Below are 3,152 nucleotides of genomic sequence, written 5' to 3'. Positions count from 1 at the left end.
AGGTGGTTCTTGAGCTTTACGTAACCATTGAACTCTTCTTTCACCAGAAGTGAAGGTACCTTCTTGTTCACCCCAACCTGCTGCAGGTAATACAACATCTGCTTCAGCAGCGGTATCGGTCATGAACAATTCTTGAACGATTAACATTTCTAAGTTTGCAATTGCTTCTTTGGTGTGCTTAATATCTGCATCGGAGAGTACAGGGTCTTCCCCGTGGATGTATAATACTTTTAAGTCACCAGAGTGAGCAGCGTTCATCATTTCGACTAAGGTTAAACCAGGAGTGGTTGGCAAGTCCATTTGATAAGCTTCTGAGAATTTCTTGGTAATTTCAGGGTTTGCAACTTTTTGGTAACCGACATAGTCAGAAGGCAATGCACCCATATCACAAGCACCTTGTACGTTGTTTTGTCCTCTTAATGGGTTTACTCCTCCACCGATTTTACCTAAGTTACCGGTTAACATTGCTAAGTTAGCAGTGGACATTACGTTGTCTGCACCGTGAGAGTGTTCAGTAATACCTAATGAGTATACAATAGCTGCGTTTTCAGCTTTTGCATATTCGATAGCAATACGTTTGATTTGTTCAGGGTCAGCTTCAGTAATATCAGCTACTCTTTCAAGGTCGTATTTGAGTGCAACTTCTTTCATTTCTTCGTAACCTTTGGTTCTGTTAGCAATGAACTCATCATCTTGTAAACCGTTTTCAATGATGATTTTAATCATACCGTTCATTAAAGCTACGTCAGTACCGGTTTTGAATTGCATGTATTCGTGAGCTAATTTTGCAGTAGGAGTGTATCTTGGGTCTGCTACTACTAATTTTGCACCGTTTTTAATAGCTCTGATAATTTTACGACCGAATAATGGGTGTGCTTCCATGTTGTTAGAACCAATACAGAAGATGAAATCAGCTTCTTCAATACTGTCATAACCGTTGGTGGATGCACCTGAACCGAAGGTGGTTGCAAGACCAGCTACAGTAGGACCGTGACAGATACGTGCACAGTGGTCTACGTTTTGAGTACCACATCCAGCTCTTGCTAATTTCTGGGTTATGTAAATGTTTTCGTTAGGAGATCTAGCACATGCGTAGAAACCTAATTTGTTAGGGTCAGTGTCAGCATATTTTTTAAGGGTGCTAGCTACTAAGTCTAAAGCTTCATCCCAGGAAGCTTCTCTGAATTCACCATTTTCTTTGATTAACGGAGTAGTTAATCTGTCTGGGTGGTTAATGAATTGCCATCCAAAGTTACCTTTTGGACATACTTTTCCTTCATTAACAGGGTGTCTTTTCCATGGTTCGACACCAATGATTTTTCCATCTTTGACTACAAAGTTAATACCACAACCGGTACCACAGTAAGGACAAATAGATGGTACATATTTTATCTCAACCATTTTATAATCTCCATAATAAAATCAAGGTTTTTTGTTTTAGTTCACATATTGGCAAATTCAATTATTGACTAACAAATTGAAACTTTTTAATAACATATTTATTAAAACTATTTGAAATTGTGAATTGTGTCGAGTATTGTGAATTGTGTCTTAATTTTTAATATATATAATTTATTAAAATCTTTCTGGATTATTGTGAATTGTGTCAGGTATTGTGAATTGTGTCTATTGTTATAATCCAATAAAAGAATTGACAATAATATTCGAAGTACATAAATAATATAATATTATATTATCATGAAATGTGATATTTAGAACTTTAAAAAAAGCCCTAATGTGATTTAGAAACAGATAAGTCTCTAAAAATTTTTTGGAATTAGAAATTCCTAATATAAGCATGATTTTCATTCAAATGAAATTTTTAAGAAAAATTTCTAAAAATCTAAATAAATTAGTAGATACTTATTGAATTTGAATAAATAGGTTTCTTTCAAATTTTCAATAAGTAAATACAAATTTAGGGATTTGTAAAAATCCTTTGTGTTTGACTAATAGAATATTAGATCCAAACTGATTTTGTACATTTAGTCACGTAAGTATACGAACCAGTATGCACATGCTACAAATACTGCAGCACCAACGATGTTACCTAAGGTTACAGGTATTAAGTTGTTGATGAAGAATTGTGCCCAGGTTACTTCAGCACCTAAGAAGATACCTAATGGGATGAAGAACATGTTTGCGACACTGTGCTCAAATCCAATACATACAAACGCCATGATTGGGAACCAAATACCGAAGAATTTACCTACAACATCTTCTGCTGCATTAGCTAAGTATACTGCTAAACATACTAACCAGTTACAACCAATACCTCTAAGGAAACATTGTACCCAAGTTAAAGAAGCAGTTGATTTTCCAGCTGCCATGAAGGTAGCTCCACCTAAAGCTTTGGTGTTAGCAATGGTAATTGCACCGCCAGCGAATGCTTCAGGTACCATAATACCAGTTGCGTAAGCAAGTACGTAAGCAACAAAGAGACCACCGATTAAGTTGAATACCCAAGATCCAACCCAATTTTTGAGTAATCCCATAATATCAGTTTTACCATCTAAAAGACCCATAGTCATAAACATTACGTCACCAGTGAATAATTCAGATCCACAAATGACAACCATAATTAAACCTACAGGGAACACGCCCCCGAAGATCAATTTAGAAATACCTATTGGTACACCACCAGCTACTGCACCAGTGTTTGCTACTTCTGCAAGTAATCCACCGAATGCAATGTAAGCACCTGCTAAGAAACCTAAAATAGCAAGTTTAATTATAGGCATTTCACCTTTTGCGGTAGCTGCAGCTGCAACTGCTTTTGCAGTATCTGCAGGACTTTTAAAACTCAAATATCTCAACCTCTTTTTTAAATTATCCCATATAATAATCAATACTCTCGAGGTCTATATTAAACCTTACATAAAGAGAGCATTAATTATAATTATTTATCATACATATAAAAAGACTTTGCTATTAAACTCAAAAGGAAAGATTTATATAAAACAAAATGACATTTTTACAAAGAGAAAATATATTCATAACGATGAAAAATAGGAAAAAAATGAACAATATTCAATTTTTATTAGAAACCACCTAATAAAATCAAGAAAAATTTATAATCAATGATAAAATATTTATTAAAAAAATATATTAAATTTTTCGATATAAGTATATATTCTTATTGATAAATAATG

At 34.3% G+C, this 3,152-nt stretch carries 2 protein-coding genes; both read right to left on the bottom strand.

Translation table 11 applies throughout. The annotated features are described in order from the left end of the window. The coding region (fdhF, locus tag ACKI5C_RS10630) for a formate dehydrogenase subunit alpha (protein WP_407433087.1) at nt 1-1,401 on the bottom strand (1,401 nt) is incomplete at its 3' end. Between the two features lie 584 nt (nt 1,402-1,985). Beyond that, nucleotides 1,986-2,807, bottom strand: coding sequence for a formate/nitrite transporter family protein (locus ACKI5C_RS10625; protein ID WP_407414850.1), 822 nt, complete (start codon nt 2,805-2,807; stop codon nt 1,986-1,988). Nucleotides 2,808-3,152: the final 345 nt, after the last annotated feature.

This window comes from Methanobrevibacter sp., assembly GCF_045646045.1.
GTDB lineage: Archaea > Methanobacteriota > Methanobacteria > Methanobacteriales > Methanobacteriaceae > Methanocatella.
The sequence above is the reverse complement of the archived record's forward strand: the minus strand, read 5'-3'. Positions and strand labels throughout refer to the sequence as shown.